Source organism: Paenibacillus sp. FSL H7-0737, from assembly GCF_000758545.1.
In the GTDB taxonomy this organism is placed as follows: Bacteria; Bacillota; Bacilli; order Paenibacillales; family Paenibacillaceae; genus Paenibacillus_AQ.
Genome location: NZ_CP009279.1, coordinates 6507233 through 6521145, shown reverse-complemented (window position 1 = coordinate 6521145; position 13913 = coordinate 6507233). Strand labels below are relative to the sequence as shown.

The window sequence follows — 13913 nt, the reverse complement described above, 5'->3', positions numbered from 1 at the left end:
TCGATAGTGGCAGGGGAGCGATTAGTAGTGGAAAATGAAATAAAAGTAGATACCGTCCTTAAGAGTGAGGACGTTCAGGAGTTTAACCTATGGTTCAGCTTGAATAGCCGTATTATACTTAGCTCTTTCAGTGTGGTTGCTTATTTTGTGATTTTGCTGTTAATTACTAAGGATTACAGTATTAAAAATATTTCAATCCTTGCTGTGACTGCTGTGATTCTTGCCGCTGTTTTATGGTATATGACCAAATCAAGTTTGACCAAAAAATCTAAAAAAGCCTTCGCAACAGACAGTTTAGCCCAGCAACCTCAGAGCTATTCCGTATCAGATGAGGGTATAAAGTACGTATCTGAGGCAGGTTCCGGGCAAGTGAAATGGGAAGAGATACATAAAATAGGTGAAACGATGAACCTGTTCGTGTTTTTTGTGTCTTCTAATCGAGCGCTGATTATTCCTAAACGGTACTTTCAGTCGGTACAAGATAAAGATGCATTTAAGGACTTGGCCAGAAAGTATATGTTCTCCCATCGAGTAAAGTTCAAATCGTAAGATGTACAGATGTGCTGGTATTTGTTGATTCATTTGTAGGATTGATTAGGATATAATGATAGGAGCGACTTGAAAAATAGGAGAAATATGGCATGCCGTGGATTCAAGGATATCCGTATTACTTATTAATGGGCAGTGTTCTAAGCTTTTACATGGGCATCAGCTCCTATCGACATCGAAAGTCGGCAGGAAGACGCTATTTATGGATCTTAATGCTGCTGGTCAGCCTCATATTTATTGCAACGGCGGGAGAGATCATGTCATCCTCTTTTCAGGTTAAGCTGTGGTGGAAGAATATGCAGCAGGCTCCGCTTTTTTTAAGTGCGTTATTTACTTATGCTGTCGTTAAAGAATATGTGTCTCCTTCCGCGGAACGCCTACCTGTAAAACTTGCTATTTTCTCGATTCCAATTGCTTTGGACGTACTGCTTATTTTTACGGATACCTATCATCATCTAATGCGTAGTGAAGTGGGCATGGCCACTGTTGCGGGTGTTAGTGGAATTACTGTAAAGCCTACGCTTCTTAGCATGGCTTTTATTGCTTATGATCAGCTATTTGGTCTATATGCGGTCTGCTTGCTAGCTGTTTCCTTAATGAATAGACCGAGAGCTTTTTTGCGACGTGCGTTCTTACTATTTGCCGGGCTACTTGTTCCGGTCGTTTCTGTTTTTTTACTTCCCTTGTTGAAGATCACGCTTACAGGCTTTACGGCCTTCACTTATCTACCCGCAATTATAGCGGCTTATTTGTGTTTATTCATTGACTCCAAATCTACGATCTATCCTTTAACTAAAATTAAAATCCTGGAGCATATGAAAGACGGCGTAGTTTTGACAGACCGGAATGATAGTATCATTGGTATAAATGAGGCTGCAACCTCCATTTTGTTTGAGATTACCGGGATATCGAATGAGACCTGGATGGGGAAAAATATTGATCTTTTTATGAGGCATCACAAGGACATTGGCGCTCATTATAGTCAAAGGACCGAAGGACAGTTTGAGATTGTATGTACTGGAATAAGAGAGGTTTGTTATGGGGTTTCCTTGATAGCGACTGAACATCAGGCAACAGAGAACAAGGGGATGCTAATTGTTTTTAGTGACCATAGTGAAAAGAAGCAGTATGAACGTGAATTGGTCTATCAAGCAACGGTAGATGATTTGACAGGACTTTATAATCGCAGGCACTTTATGCAAATGGTGCAAAATCAAACGATTCCGGACGGGCTAGGACTGGCGCTGTTGTTATTTGATATCGATGATTTTAAGTTAATTAATGATACCTATGGTCATTTAGCAGGAGATCAGGCATTAGTTGATTTCTCGAATAAAATACTTCAGGTGTACCAAAACAAAGGCATTGCCGGAAGAGTCGGGGGCGAGGAGTTTGCTGTATGCTTTTTTGCTGAGGATAAACGTGCAGCCTTGATGGAAGCAGAGGATTTTCGCACTACGATGAGTGATTATAAAATAATTTTGAACGAACACGATAGCATTCAGCTTACCGCTAGCATCGGAATTTCTTTTACAGAGCGCAGAGAGGTGACTTTCGAAGATTTATATCGGGAAGCGGATGAAGCGTTATATCGTTCCAAGAATTCGGGCAAGAATAGAGTAACGCTGGGTCGTGAGCCCATTTTAAGAGAAGCGATGAAGGGATAAGAGGTGTTCTAATGAATCTGACAATTAATGAAGTGATGAGTAAGCTTGAGGAAATGGGTACAGAGCAGACGAAGCGTACCTTCATACGACATGGTGCTAAGGAGCCTTTATTTGGAGTAAGGATAGGGGACATGAAGAAGCTGGTAAAGGATATCAAGAAAGACCAAGGTCTAGCTCGCGCTTTGTATCAGACGGGGAATTATGATGCGATGTATTTGGCAGGGCTTACAGTTGACCCCAAGACGCTTACGAAGGAAGTGCTTCAAAGCTGGGTAGTGACAGCTTACTGCTCTGGAATAGCGGAATATACGGTAGCGTCTGTCGCTGCAGAGAGCCCTTACGCACTAGAACTTGCAAGAGAATGGATTTCTTCATCGGATGAAATGGTGGCCACCTGTGGCTGGAGTACTTATGGGAATTACATTTCAGTTACGCCGGATGATCTGCTAGACATCGCTGAGATCAGAAAGCTGCTACAGCAAATACAATCTACCATTCATCAGGAACGGAATCGAGTTCGTTACACGATGAATATGTTTGTAATTATCGCCGCCAGCAGCGTAACCGAACTGCATGATGAGGCAACGCAGATTGCTGCAAGCATTGGAAAGGTTCAGGTACAAATGGGACAAACCGCATGTAAAGTACCGCTGGCAGTAGATTATATTGCCAAGGTTGAGCAGGCAGGAAAGCTTGGTGTGAAGAAGAAGACCTGTATTTGTTAATGGAGACAGTATAACATCGCCTTCAAGTTAGTCACTCTATTTCCCCCTCATATTCTATTGAGGAGTGAGTAAACTTGGAGTTTTTTTATGGTCAAATACACAGGTGTTTCAACGGTGCTCAAAAATGTTTAAGTTACCAGCAGTAAAAATTCACATAGAAAACTTAGTGGAGCAATGAAGAAGGAGCAAAGGGCCATTATTATAAGGAATTAGGTAAGGAGTTAGGCTTAGAAGACAGGACGGAGGCACTTTGTGAAAAAACATCGATTTACTTTGCAGTATAAAATACTATCTATAACAATTTTTATCGTGATCTGTCTATTAGGATTCGTGATGGTTATGCATGATAGAATCAATGCGCTGCAGCGGGAAAGTAGCTTTATTTCCCATCAGGACCGAGAGATAACTAGTTTGGCTAATCAGATCGAGAAGAACATTCTAGATATGGAAACGGGACAACGAGGTTATATTATCACCGGCGATGATAAGTATCTGGAGCCCTATAATTTGGGGAAAACTCAATGGAAGGCGAATTATGATGAGCTCTCCGTGCTTACTGCTAATGATTCCATGCAACTTCAGCGTCTGATGGGCATTGAAAATAATATTCAGCAGTGGATCAAGCAGTCCGGGGATTATGTGATAGAGTTGAAAAAAGAGGGACAGGAAGCTGAAATCTTACGATATTTCCATTCGGATGATGGCAAAGATCAAATGGACCGAATTCGTAGCCAGATCAGTACTTACCGCGAGACGATGAATGAGAATACTAATGATTTGATAGCTGGACAGGCAGATCAGAATAAATTGCTGCTGGAGCTCCTTTATATTGTTTGGGCGATTATTGCTGTTACCTCAGTGATCGCCTCGTGGATCATTTCACATGCCATCGTTAGTACGATTCGTAAGGTTACTCATACGATTACTGGATTAGATTCCGCTGATGATACGAAGAGAAGAGTGGAGATTACCACGAATGATGAAATCAGGGATCTCAGTGTCGCTACGAATCATCTGATAGACACGCAACAAGAGCGAATATGGATTCAGGATCATGCTAATGATTTGCTGTCAAGGTATCAGGGCATCACACGAGTCTCACAACTGGGCGATATCTTTTTAGGTAAAACTGCAGAAGTTATTGATTATCCATATGGTGCCTTATATATACGGATGCAAGATCATGATCGAGACATGTTAAATAGAACTTCTACTTTTGCTGGAAACAGCGACATAACAGATCATGGGACATTCCAAATTGGAGAAGGTTTGGTTGGTCAATGTGCTAAAGAGGCACGTTTGATTCACATACAGGATCTTCCAGATGAGTATATCAACATTCAGTCCGGGCTGGGCGTTTCCGCACCGAAATTCCTTATATTACTTCCAGTTTGTTTTTCGGGTGAGGTAGTTGCTGTGGTGGAAATTGCCTCCTTTTCTCCACTTACTGAGCCGCAGATTAAATTCTTGGAGTCTATTTCAAATGCATTTGGTGCTGCAATTAACAGTACCATCAGCAGTATGAGAATTGATCAACTTTTGGAGCAATCCCAACGCTTAAACGAAGAACTTCAAGTGTATACTGAAGAACTACAAACCCAGTCTGAGGAGCTGCAAATCCAGACAGAGTCGCTACATGCGACGAATAGAAAGCTGGAAGATAAGAATCTCTTAGCTGAACAAAAGTCAATTGAGGCTGAAAAAGCTCGAATAGAGCTTGCTCAATCTGCAGAATTATTGCGGCAAAGCTCGCAGTATAAATCGGAGTTCTTGGCGAATATGTCTCATGAACTCCGAACTCCGCTTAACGGCATATTGTTACTCTCCGAATTTCTCATGGAGAATCAGTCGGGGTCCTTAAGTGAGGAGGATATTGAATTCTCCCAAGCCATTCATTCTTCTGGGCAAGATCTGCTGGCGCTGATTAACGATATTTTGGATTTGTCCAAGGTTGAGGCAGGGAAGCTGAATATTGAAGTTGAAGCGATAAATCTAACGGAGATCCCGGAGGCAATGCTTCAGAGCTTCAGTCACCTGTCTCGAAAAAAAGAGATTCCTTTGCATATACAACTGGGGGAGGACTTACCTCCGCTATTTTATTCGGATGCTCAAAGGGTACGGCAAATTATTATAAATCTGCTGTCCAATGCGTTTAAGTTTACAGCTAATGGTTCAGTAACTCTTGAAATACGTTTGGCGACTACAGACGAACTACGGAGTTTGGCACATTTGGAACCAGGGTTATTTATTGCTTTCGCCATCAAAGATACTGGAATTGGGATTCCTTTTGAGAAGCAGGCTATTATTTTCGAAGCTTTTCAACAGGCGAATGGAAATACAGAACGTCAATACGGTGGAACTGGGCTTGGGTTATCCATATCCAGAGAACTGGCAACACTGCTCGGCGGTAGGATTACAGTGGAGAGTCAAGAAGGAATAGGTAGTGTCTTTACGGTGTATTTGCCAATGAAGCTTCAGGACCCTAGCCTTGAAGAAACCGCTGGGATAGCAGATCTTAATCATGAGGAAGAAAGTTCGGTTGCTCTTCCCGCAGCAACCAGTGAGAACATAAGCAGCGACTTCACCTCTTTAAATCATAAGCATGTTCTAATTGTGGATGATGATGAGCGGAATCTGTTCGCGTTATCTAACACGCTAAGGAAGCGTGGACTGCAAGTAACTACAGCTGCGGATGGAGAGAGAGGCATACATGCGCTGGAGCAATCTGCATCCATAGACATCGTTCTTATGGATATTATGATGCCGGTAATGAACGGATTTGAAGCTATCGCTCGAATCAGAGAAATGCCGGCAGGGAATAAAATTCCAATTATAGCGCTGACCGCGAAGGCGATGAAGGAAGATAAGGCGAAAATCTTACAAGCGGGTGCAACAGATTATCTTAGTAAGCCAATTAACTTAGAACGTTTATTAGCATTGATGCAATTAATCCTAAATAGTGATTCATAAGGTGATAGATTCTAGAAAAATCAAACAGCGCGCGCCAATGGAGTACTGGCGCGCGCTGTTTAGTTTGTACGAGCTGTCGATTGGACAGCTCTAGGGTTGTTGATAATGTTATTGTTGAACGGAATCTACTACGACTTTAGCAGCTGTGCCGATTGGTGGCAGGCTCTTAGTCAGCATAGGGCTGTAGAATCCTATAACTTTTGCGCCTTTTACAAGCTCGCTGCTATTTACAGCTTTGCCATCGGTATTAATTAGCACGGTATCTTTGCTAATGCGAAGTACTACTTCTTGTTGTGACTGTTCGTTCAGGCCACTGCCTTTAACGGTGATGCTGATGTTTCCTTCATCGTCTTTTTTAACTTCTTCAATGGTACCTGCAGTACCCAAAAGATCATTTTGTTTCTGCTCATCTAGAACAGTGATCTTGTAAGTTGGAGTTTGCGGTGGCAGGCTCATGGTCATGATCATGGAATGCTCTGCTTTTACGGTCATACCGATATGAAGATCTTTTAGAGCAAGCTTAGTACCGTCTGCCATTTCGATAGTCGTATCTTCACCTACATTCAGTACGATGCCATCTGTGCCTACACCCTGGATCTGAACGGATTGGTATTTGCCATCATTATTGACAGCTGTAATCACGCCAGTCTTGGTCATATGCTCTTCCTGATTAGCAGCAGTGATCACGATGGAATCTCCCTTCACTGTCATGTTGTGGTGGATGATTTCACTTACAAAGGAAGCTGGAACGTACAAAATGGAGTCAACCAATTGTGGTGCAGTTCCAAGCGTAGTATTCATTTTATTAATGCTATAGCGATCTTCTCCGGCTTTCACTGTAGTGAAGACAGCACCATTGATAAGATCAACGGATTTAGTTTGTCCATTCCAAGTTAATTCAAAGCCAAGTGCTTCAGTAACCGAACGAAGTGGCACCATAGGCTCTTTGCCATTTGTAGTTTGGAAGCCTGTTTCTTTCAGAGCGGAACCGTTGATTTCAATCGCAAATGTTTTTTGGTTAGCGCTAACGGTAGTTTGAGCAGCATCATTTTTGGCAGAAGTTGTTGTTGGTGCGGCATAGGCTGCTCCTGTTGATAGTGCTAGGGACAAAGTTAAAAGAACTGTACTTGTTTTTAAAATGTTGTTCATAGTTGTGAGCTCCTTTTTAAGTTCATTTGTTAGTGTTGTTATTATCTAGACGGGACATCCCTCAAATATGTTGCAGTTTTTTGCATAAAAAAGAGTAAGAGACTCTTCCGTTTGTAGTAAAATGGAAATATTAACAATCGCTCACATTAGGAGGCGCTATGGAGTCATTCAAAGATCGACTTAGATTCATGAAGGTCCAGCAGGACGGGATTATTAAGGAATATGAAGCTCTGATCGCGGAATATGAAAGTCACGATCTGGTCAACGAGAATGAACACTTAAAGAAGCAATATGAGAAACATAAGCTTGCTTTAGTGGAGTTAAAGACTCAGGTGGGGAAGCTTCAAGAAGAGAATACAGAGCTAAAAGTTACGCTAACGGAACAAATTTTAGATGAGAAGCTTGGCATTCTTAGTCTGTCCAGACAGAAGCTACAGACTTATTTTGCCTCTAAAAGCCTTGCCCATACGGACCGGCTGACGGATTTTGAGATGGACACAAAGCGTCATATTCAGCGGTTGTACCAAACAGCCGCGAGGCAGCTCGGTGAGGATAAAGCGGAGTTATCCAGTCGACTTGGAGCGTTATCGGCGGAGTTAAATGAGCGTGTACTAGCGCAGCGACAAAGACTGAGGGAATCCGAAATTGCTCTGAACTCCAGAATGGATAACGGATTACATGATTTTGCCTCAGAAGAGATCAGTGAAGAAGTATTGGAGCGTCGAAGAAAACAAAATCAGATCGAAATGAAAATTGGACTAGGCTGGATTAACAAGCTTGGGATCTTGTTGCTGATCTTGGCCGTGGGAGCGGCATTCAGATACTCCTATTCCAATTGGTTCACCGGTTATATGAAGGGAGGCGCCTTTTTCCTACTGGGTTTACTGATGTTAGGGGGCGGGGAGTGGCTCTACCGGAAAGGAAAAGGGACGTTCGCTTTAGGGCTACTTGGCGGCGGGATTTCAGTGCTGTACGGCTCTATTTTCTATAGCTATTTTTTACTGGATATTATCAGTATTTATGTAGGGCTGTCCTTATCCGTGCTCGTCACTTTGACTGCGGTGCTCCTGTCTTTAAGGTATGAATCACGAAGTATTTGTGCTTTGGGCTTAGTCGGAGGGTACCTGCCACTATATTCTTATCTTGGGGCTTTCGGGCTTTCAGGCAACGCAGTTTATGTGGCAATGGGCTACTTGTTTCTTCTAAATTTATTCATTCTACTAATCTCCTTCCGCAAACGCTGGAACGTGGTCAATTACATCAGCTACTTATTTAATACACCCTCCATGCTGATATTAATAGCGTTATCGGATAGCAACGGAATGAATATGATTTATGCGGTGCTGACTTTTGCGATGTATTTGGGCATTACGTTATGGTACCCGTTCAAGTATCGCTCCAAGTTGTCTTGGTGGGATTTCTCTCTACTGGGATGCAACACGTTTATTAGCTGTCTTACCTTGTATCTTCTATTTCTGGATGCAGGGCTCAAGGATTACAATGGTGCGCTGGCGCTGCTCTTCTGTCTGCTGTATCTAGGGCTTGGACGAGGGCTTGAAAAACTGATGCCACAAGAAAAAGAAAGCATGCTGCTGTTCTACGCTACTTCGCTGACCTTTGGTATTCTGATGATTCCGTTCCAATTTGGAGCGGCTTGGTGGTCCATTGGCTGGTTGGTTGAAGGCGTTGTGCTTACCTTGTTTGGTAATCTGAATCGGTTTAAAGGGATGGAAAGGGCAGGCTGGGGGATTTTAACGCTTTGCCTTGCGGTGTTCTTCGGATTAAATGTACCCATGCAGCTCAGTATAGCCAATGAATGGTTGAATTCCGCAGACGTCTATTTTCCGCTAAAATATGTCTTCATTACTGCAGGCATGCTGATCATTGCCGTATGGTACGCTGTTCAGCATAATCGAAAGGATGTCCTACAGCGCAGTGAGCCTTACGAAATCACCTTAGCCCTGTGGTTTAAATACGCGGCATTATTGAATTTCTGGATCTATGGTTTGTATGAATCGAGAAGACTGTATCGTCTGGCTGTACCGGAGGATTTCTCGCATAGAACCTTCTATAATTTGCTGCTGTCCGCTCTGTTAACTATTATTCTGGCCTATGTATTGCCAAAGGTGAAGGTGCTTTATGACACGATTGTTAAGTATTTTGTGAGACTTCTCTTTGGGATCGGCTACGCTATTTGTTTGGTGATTACAGTAGGCTTGCCAAGCCTGCAGAATGAGCTTGCACGTAATACCGGGGCTGATTATATCGCACTGGGTGTGCTTATTATCTTCAATATTTTCGTGTGGTTTAGTGGACGTGATCTGCTGATCACCTTACTTAAACGTGAGTATAAAAGTATGGAGATCTATCCTGTTTTCATGGGAGTGTATCTACTCGGAATCATCACCGCTTTTCTAGGGGTACAGCTGCAATTAAGCGATGCGGGATTAATATTTAGTCTTGTGTATCTGTTGATAGCAGTTCTGTTCATCATGTACGGCTTCCGCAAAAGATATGTGTATATCCGGCGCTTCGGCCTTGGATTAACGCTTCTGGCGACAGGTAAGCTGCTGCTATACGATTTGGGACTACTGAATACCGGAAGTAAAATTATCGCTTATGCCAGCTTTGGGATTTGCCTGCTGGGGATCTCCTATCTCTATCAAAAGGTGTCAAACAAAATGGAGGAGGGGCAGGCAGCGACGGAGAATGTGACTAAGGGGTAACTTACAATGTGAATCATGGGAAGGAAGACGGGGATGTATCAGACTTATATTTTCGATCTGTACGGTACACTGATTGATATTGAGACAGATGAGGAGCAATCTGAGGTATGGGAAAGGTTAGCTCTCCATTTCGGATATCAGGGACTCTCTATATCAGGTAGTGAACTGCAAGAACGGTTTTTGCGGGAGCGGGATCTTCAACTTGGTGAAGCCGCACGGAGCTGCGAGTATCCGGATTTCGTAATGGAGGAAGTGTTTCGGTCTGTGGTCCGTCAATTAGGTGGAGAACCGGATCAAGCGTGGTTATATGAAACCGTGAGGTGGCTACGGACGTTATCAATGGTCCATATCTCTCTATATGAGGGTGTGACTGAAATTCTACAAACGTTAAGAGAACGTGGCAAAAAAGTATTCTTGCTCTCCAACGGGCAGAAGACATTTATTGAGGCAGAGTTAACTATGCTCGGAATCATACATCTATTTGATGGCATTGCGATCTCTTCGGAAGCAGGGGTGAGCAAGCCTGATCCGCTATTTTATCGCTATTTAGTTGAAAGGTATGGAGCGGATTTGAGCTCAGCCATTATGATTGGAAATGATCCTCGTACGGATATTGAGGGTGCTCTGAAGGCAGGGATTGATTCCTGTTACATTCACACGGCTTCTTCACCGTCCGATATGGTTGTGAAGAGTACGTACTCTATATGGGATGGTGGTTTGCGGCAAATCCCAGGTTGGAACTCATAGTTGAATTAAAAAGTCCCCGTCCCCGGCTTCTTACTCACCGGTTACGGGGACTTCGTATGATCACAACGCCGTTTGTTTATGCTTGATTAGATTACGCCTTCAGCCAACATAGCATCGGCTACTTTTTTGAATCCAGCGATGTTCGCTCCTGCAACGAGGTTGCCGGACTGTCCATACTGCTCGGATGCATCTACAGACTGTTGATAGATGGAAACCATGATCTCATGCAGCTTCGTATCAACTTCTTCAAAGCTCCAGGACATACGCATGCTGTTTTGGGCCATTTCAAGCGCAGATACAGCTACACCGCCAGCATTAGCAGCTTTGGCAGGCGCGAATAGCACGCCAGCTTGTTGGAACTGGTGAATAGCTTCAAGGGTGGATGGCATGTTGGCGCCTTCGCCTACTGCTTTAACACCATTCTCAATCAGTTTCAAAGCCATAGCTTCATCAATCTCATTCTGAGTAGCACTCGGAAGGGCGATATCACAAGGAATAGTCCAAATTTGTGTGGAATCTTCGGTATACACTGCGTTAGGGTGTTCATTCACATATTCACTTATCCGTTTTCTTTCGACTTCTTTCAGGCGGCGGACAGTTTCGAGGTTAATGCCGTTTTCGTCATAGATATATCCAGCGGAGTCACTACAAGCTACGACTGTTGCACCTAGCTGTACAGCTTTTTCAATCGCATAGATCGCTACGTTACCAGAACCGGAAACAACAACGCGACTTCCTTCAAAGGAAAGGCCTTTTGCTTTCAGCATCTCGTTTACGAAATAAACTGTACCGTAACCAGTAGCCTCTGTCCGAGCCTGACTTCCACCGTAACCAATACCTTTACCAGTCAATACGCCAGCCGGATATCCTCCGCGGATCCGCTTGTATTGTCCGTACATGTAACCAATCTCACGACCACCTACACCGATATCTCCTGCAGGAACGTCTTGGTCAGGACCGATGTAATTTTGCAATTCAGTCATGAAGCTTTGTGCAAAACGCATGATTTCGCCTTCGGATTTTCCTTTAGGATCAAAGTCGGATCCGCCTTTACCTCCGCCGATGTGTTGGCCGGTAAGAGCGTTTTTGAAGATTTGCTCGAAGCCGAGGAATTTGATAATACTAGCATTAACGGAAGGGTGAAAGCGAAGTCCACCTTTGTAAGGTCCAATGGCACTGCTGAACTGTACACGATATCCACGGTTAACTCTGACCTTGCCTTGATCATCTGTCCAAGGAACACGGAACATAATCAAACGTTCTGGCTCAACCAATCTTTCCAGAATGGCATTTTCCTGATACTTAGGTTCAGCAGCCAGGATTGGAAGCAAAGATTCAAGGATTTCCTTTACAGCCTGATGGAATTCGGGCTCGAAAGGATTACGCGCAACAACCTGTGCGTATACGTCTTCGATATAACGATGTGCCTTGTTGCTGTTTGTGTCTAATTGCTGGGAAGATACAGAGCTCATGAATTCAACCGCCTTTTCTAGTATTCAATTTGGTCCAACACTTTTTTTATATTTTGGCACAAGTCAATGTTCCTCACAACTGTTTTTATTAAATAACTTACCTGAAGTGGAATGTTGTAGAGCCCGTGATAGCAAGAAAAGTGTGAACAAACCGCGGTATACTTCGCGTAATGACGCGTTAAAGCGTGAAATATGCTACAATGGAGATGTAATAATTGTAGGGAGATGAAATTTGAAAAATGAGTGACAAATTAAACGAGCAGGAATTAGTAACCGTATTATCTGCCAAAACCAAAGTAGATCCTAAATTAATTCGTTTAGTATTGAAGCATGAACAGACCTTTATCAATAACGCCAAGGCCAATGCCAAAGGCGAGGTAGACATCGACAATGATGATCTGGTTGATTATGTTGTTGGCCAGCGTGATGTGAAGCTGGATGAAATCACAGTGGAGACGATTCTTGATGCGGAGATGGATTACTTAATGGATAAAGGGTTGGCAGGATACATCGATTAACCCGTGCACATTTCCGGCTCTAAAGCCTTTAATATAGAGGATATTGAGCCGGAATGAAAAAAGTAGGCATTTACATTGCATTCAATGATTTAGTGTGGTACAATGAAGTTAATCATAAATTTAACCCTTAATTCACATATTGTAAAAGGTTATCATTTGTGCGTATGAGTCCTTTTCCAATGTGTGAATTTTTATTTGTTCGTACACTACGTAGGAATAAAAGGACATGTGTTAAATAAAATATTGGAGGTAATATCATGCAAACAGGTACAGTTAAATGGTTTAATGCAGACAAAGGATTTGGTTTTATCGAGGTTGAAGGTGGAAGCGACGTATTCGTACACTTCTCCGCAATCACAGGCGACGGATTTAAATCTTTGGACGAAGGCCAACGCGTTGAGTTCAACGTAACTCAAGGCGCTCGTGGACCACAAGCCGAAAACGTTGTAAAACTGTAATTCGAAAATTAGGCTGCCCTTAACACAAGTTGAGGGCAGCTTTTTTATTTTTCATCTTATGAATCTGCCCCTAATAGGGTGGCGAAATCGTCTCGATTCGATCCAAGGAGGGGTACTTATGTATTTTCGTAAAAAAGCACTGGAGGATCTTCCGCAGGAAGACACAGCCATTTGGTCTTGTACCAAGGAAGGTTGCACCGGTTGGATGCGCGATAACTTTGCATTTCAGTACGTACCTACCTGCTGGCAATGTAACTCTCCCATGACGAGAAGTATGAAGATACTGCCAATGCTTGTGAACACGAATTCAGATATGAAGGCTATGAAGAAAGGCATCACGATTAAGTAACAGCCTTTACTAAAACCATGCTAGAGATGGTTAAATAGAAACAGCTAACATACTCAAACAGCTGGACCCTTGATGGTGGGCAGCTGTTTTTTTGTTGGAGTATTTTATTTCTGTTCGAGCAATTTCTCCCACTCGGTTAAGATGATGTTCTCTGAGAGATGCTTCAAATGTTCAGGAACCTCTACATGGCACATCAATTCCAGGCTGTTGCCGTCCGGGTCGTTGAAGTACACAGAAGCATTCCCTTGATAAGCTCGAATAAAAGGCTCAACGGAAGTTCGATTACGGAACGGAACAGCCTCTACCCCAATGGATTCCAGCCATTGCAGTGATTGCTTCAGATCCTCATAAGTTACGCGGAAGGCAATATGCCGTAAAGATGGGTGGTATGGCGTTGCTACTTCCTTTCCTTCCCAAATGCCGATCCAACTCCGACCTTCCTCCATCCAGAAGAATGCAGTTTCCTCATCCCGCCAGGCCATTTTTAATCCCAATTTCTCATAAAATTCGATAGATACCTCAAGATTACTTACTGGTAAATGTGCTTCGTATAGTCCTTTTATCATATTCTCGTCTCCTCGTG

At 43.1% G+C, this 13913-nt stretch carries 12 protein-coding genes; 9 read left to right on the top strand and 3 right to left on the bottom strand.

Annotated features, from left to right (window positions below; genetic code table 11):
- Window positions 1-27: 27 nt before the first annotated feature.
- The 4 genes from H70737_RS28460 to H70737_RS28445 all read left to right on the top strand — a co-directional run bounded on the left by H70737_RS28460 (window position 28) and on the right by H70737_RS28445 (window position 5911).
- Window positions 28-549 (top strand): YcxB family protein, encoded by a 522-nt coding sequence (locus tag H70737_RS28460; RefSeq protein WP_042192757.1) that lies wholly within the window; start codon window positions 28-30, stop codon window positions 547-549.
- A gap of 92 nt (window positions 550-641) precedes the next feature.
- Window positions 642-2216, top strand: coding sequence for a sensor domain-containing diguanylate cyclase (locus tag H70737_RS28455; RefSeq protein WP_042192755.1), 1575 nt, complete (start codon window positions 642-644; stop codon window positions 2214-2216).
- A gap of 17 nt (window positions 2217-2233) precedes the next feature.
- On the top strand, window positions 2234-2941 hold the full coding sequence (locus H70737_RS28450) for a DNA alkylation repair protein (protein ID WP_081951315.1): 708 nt from the start codon (window positions 2234-2236) through the stop codon (window positions 2939-2941).
- 252 nt (window positions 2942-3193) lie between these two features.
- A complete protein-coding gene (locus tag H70737_RS28445; RefSeq protein ID WP_042192751.1) occupies window positions 3194-5911 on the top strand; it encodes a CHASE3 domain-containing protein in 2718 nt (905 codons plus the stop codon).
- Window positions 5912-6019: 108 nt separating this feature from the next.
- Here H70737_RS28445 and H70737_RS28440 read toward each other — a convergent pair whose 3' ends face one another.
- The gene (locus H70737_RS28440) at window positions 6020-7060 is read right to left on the bottom strand and encodes a copper amine oxidase N-terminal domain-containing protein (RefSeq protein ID WP_042192749.1); all 1041 of its coding nucleotides are present in this window, start codon (window positions 7058-7060) and stop codon (window positions 6020-6022) included.
- 158 nt (window positions 7061-7218) lie between these two features.
- Here H70737_RS28440 and H70737_RS28435 point away from each other — a divergent pair, with 158 nt between their 5' ends.
- Both H70737_RS28435 and H70737_RS28430 read left to right on the top strand, forming a co-directional pair.
- Complete coding sequence (locus H70737_RS28435; RefSeq protein ID WP_042192747.1) at window positions 7219-9786, top strand: DUF2339 domain-containing protein; 2568 nt, start codon at window positions 7219-7221, stop codon at window positions 9784-9786.
- Between the two features lie 33 nt (window positions 9787-9819).
- Window positions 9820-10533 (top strand): HAD family hydrolase, encoded by a 714-nt coding sequence (locus tag H70737_RS28430; RefSeq protein WP_042192745.1) that lies wholly within the window; start codon window positions 9820-9822, stop codon window positions 10531-10533.
- Between the two features lie 86 nt (window positions 10534-10619).
- On the opposite strand, the gene gdhA is transcribed toward H70737_RS28430, so the two are convergent.
- Window positions 10620-12005, bottom strand: a complete 1386-nt coding sequence (gene gdhA / locus H70737_RS28425; protein WP_042192743.1) for an NADP-specific glutamate dehydrogenase — start codon at window positions 12003-12005, stop codon at window positions 10620-10622.
- Between the two features lie 239 nt (window positions 12006-12244).
- Here gdhA and H70737_RS28420 point away from each other — a divergent pair, with 239 nt between their 5' ends.
- The 3 genes from H70737_RS28420 to H70737_RS28410 all read left to right on the top strand — a co-directional run bounded on the left by H70737_RS28420 (window position 12245) and on the right by H70737_RS28410 (window position 13330).
- Window positions 12245-12523, top strand: a complete 279-nt coding sequence (locus H70737_RS28420) for a hypothetical protein (RefSeq protein ID WP_042192741.1) — start codon at window positions 12245-12247, stop codon at window positions 12521-12523.
- Window positions 12524-12780: 257 nt separating this feature from the next.
- Window positions 12781-12981, top strand: a complete 201-nt coding sequence (locus tag H70737_RS28415; protein ID WP_019914790.1) for a cold-shock protein — start codon at window positions 12781-12783, stop codon at window positions 12979-12981.
- A 118-nt stretch (window positions 12982-13099) separates the two neighbouring features.
- Window positions 13100-13330, top strand: coding sequence for a cold-shock protein (locus H70737_RS28410; RefSeq protein ID WP_042131520.1), 231 nt, complete (start codon window positions 13100-13102; stop codon window positions 13328-13330).
- 104 nt (window positions 13331-13434) lie between these two features.
- Here the strand turns inward: H70737_RS28410 and H70737_RS28405 are convergent, their stop codons facing one another.
- A complete protein-coding gene (locus tag H70737_RS28405; protein ID WP_042192739.1) occupies window positions 13435-13896 on the bottom strand; it encodes a VOC family protein in 462 nt (153 codons plus the stop codon).
- Window positions 13897-13913: the final 17 nt, after the last annotated feature.

What these genes read in the sequence shown, in the direction of transcription:
- H70737_RS28455 (WP_042192755.1), top strand. Translation starts at nt 642, where the DNA reads ATGCCGTGGATTCAAGGATATCCGTATTACTTATTAATGGGCAGTGTT.
- H70737_RS28440 (WP_042192749.1), bottom strand. Translation starts at nt 7,060, where the DNA reads ATGAACAACATTTTAAAAACAAGTACAGTTCTTTTAACTTTGTCCCTA.
- H70737_RS28435 (WP_042192747.1), top strand. Translation starts at nt 7,219, where the DNA reads ATGGAGTCATTCAAAGATCGACTTAGATTCATGAAGGTCCAGCAGGAC.
- H70737_RS28430 (WP_042192745.1), top strand. Translation starts at nt 9,820, where the DNA reads ATGTATCAGACTTATATTTTCGATCTGTACGGTACACTGATTGATATT.
- gdhA (WP_042192743.1), bottom strand. Translation starts at nt 12,005, where the DNA reads ATGAGCTCTGTATCTTCCCAGCAATTAGACACAAACAGCAACAAGGCA.
- H70737_RS28420 (WP_042192741.1), top strand. Translation starts at nt 12,245, where the DNA reads ATGAGTGACAAATTAAACGAGCAGGAATTAGTAACCGTATTATCTGCC.
- H70737_RS28415 (WP_019914790.1), top strand. Translation starts at nt 12,781, where the DNA reads ATGCAAACAGGTACAGTTAAATGGTTTAATGCAGACAAAGGATTTGGT.
- H70737_RS28410 (WP_042131520.1), top strand. Translation starts at nt 13,100, where the DNA reads ATGTATTTTCGTAAAAAAGCACTGGAGGATCTTCCGCAGGAAGACACA.
- H70737_RS28405 (WP_042192739.1), bottom strand. Translation starts at nt 13,896, where the DNA reads ATGATAAAAGGACTATACGAAGCACATTTACCAGTAAGTAATCTTGAG.